The 1,568-nt window shown below is 68.6% G+C and carries 2 protein-coding genes; both read left to right on the plus strand.

The genetic code is table 11. The annotated features are described in order from the left end of the window. Window positions 1–17: 17 nt before the first annotated feature. Entirely contained in the window at window positions 18–803 is a 786-nt protein-coding gene (locus ACWEQL_RS39525; RefSeq protein ID WP_452155978.1) for an electron transfer flavoprotein subunit beta/FixA family protein, read from the plus strand. Between the two features lie 46 nt (window positions 804–849). Then, a partial coding sequence (locus ACWEQL_RS39530; protein ID WP_452155966.1) for an electron transfer flavoprotein subunit alpha/FixB family protein occupies window positions 850–1,568 on the plus strand: 719 nt, incomplete at its 3' end.

Raw genomic sequence — 1,568 nt, forward strand, 5'->3', positions numbered from 1 at the left:
GTACAGGAGAACCGACCATGACCTTGAGGATCGTCGTCTGTGTGAAGTATGTGCCGGATGCGACGGGTGACCGTCGTTTCGCGGACGATCTCACCACTGACCGGGAGGGTGTGGACGGCCTTCTGTCGGAGTTGGACGAGTACGGGGTGGAGCAGGCGCTGCGGATCGCGGAGGCGTCGGGGGACGCCGAGGTGACGGTGCTGACGGTGGGTCCGGATGATGCGAAGGACGCTTTGCGTAAGGCGTTGTCGATGGGTGCGGACAAGGCCGTGCACGTGAACGACGACGACATCCATGGTTCGGATGTGATGGGTACGTCGGCGGTGGTCGCGAAGGCGCTGGAGAAGGTCGGGTTCGACCTGGTGGTGGGTGGTATGGCGTCGACGGACGGCACGATGGGTGTGCTGCCGGCGTTGGTGGCGGAGCGGCTGGGTGTGCCGCAGTTGACGCTGCTGTCGGAGGTGTCGGTCGAGGGTGGTGTGGTGCGTGGCCGTCGGGACGGTGACGCGGCGACCGAGCTGGTGGAGGCCGCTCTGCCGGCGGTGGTGTCGGTGACGGACCAGTCGGGTGAGGCGCGGTACCCGTCGTTCAAGGGGATCATGGCGGCGAAGAAGAAGCCGGTGCAGTCCCTGGATCTGGACGATCTGGGCATCGAGGCCGACGAGGTGGGTCTGGCCGGCTCCTGGACGGCGGTGGATTCGGCGGCGGCGCGTCCGGCGCGCAGTGCGGGCACCGTGGTCAAGGACGAGGGTGAGGGCGGTAGGCAGCTGGCCGCGTTCCTCGCCGACCAGAAGTTCATCTAATCCCACGCCATTAGCGCGTCTCACGTTCGATCAGGAGTAATGAATCATGGCTGAGATCCTGGTTCTGGTGGACCACGCCGATGGTGTGGTGCGTAAGCCGGCCCTTGAGCTGTTGACGCTGGCGCGTCGTATCGGTGAGCCGTCGGCGGTGGTGCTGGGTGCCGGTGACGGTGCCGCCGGGATCGCCGCGAAGGCGGGCGAGTTCGGTGCGGTGAAGGTGTATGTGGCGGACGGTGCGCAGTTCGCCGATCTGCTGGTGGTGCCGAAGGTGGACGCGTTGACGCAGATCGCGCGGTCCTCGGGTGCGGGTGCGGTGCTGGTGACGTCCTCGGGTGAGGGCAAGGAGGTCGCGGCGCGGGTGGCGTTGCGGCTGGGTTCGGGTGTGATCACGGACGCGGTGGACCTGGAGGCGGGTGCGGACGGTCCGGTGGCGACGCAGTCGGTGTTCGCGGCGTCGTTCCAGGTGAAGTCCCGGGTGAGTCGGGGTGTGCCGGTGATCACGGTGAAGCCGAACGCGGTGGCGCCGGAGGCGGCCGCGGCCGCGGGTGTGGTCGAGAGTGTGGTGGTGGAGTTCACCGGTAACGCGGCGCGGGTGGTCTCGCGTACGGCGCGGGTGTCGTCGGGTCGTCCGGAGCTGACGGAGGCCGCGATCGTGGTCTCGGGTGGCCGTGGTGTGGGTGCGGCGGAGGGCTTCGGGGTGGTGGAGGAGCTGGCGGACGCGTTGGGTGCGGCCGTGGGTGCCTCGCGTGCGGCGGTGGATGCGGG

The organism is Kitasatospora sp. NPDC004240, from assembly GCF_053603215.1.

Bases quoted from the DNA above. Each gene is read 5' to 3' on its own strand.
- ACWEQL_RS39525 (WP_452155978.1), top strand. From the start codon at position 18: ATGACCTTGAGGATCGTCGTCTGTGTGAAGTATGTGCCGGATGCGACG.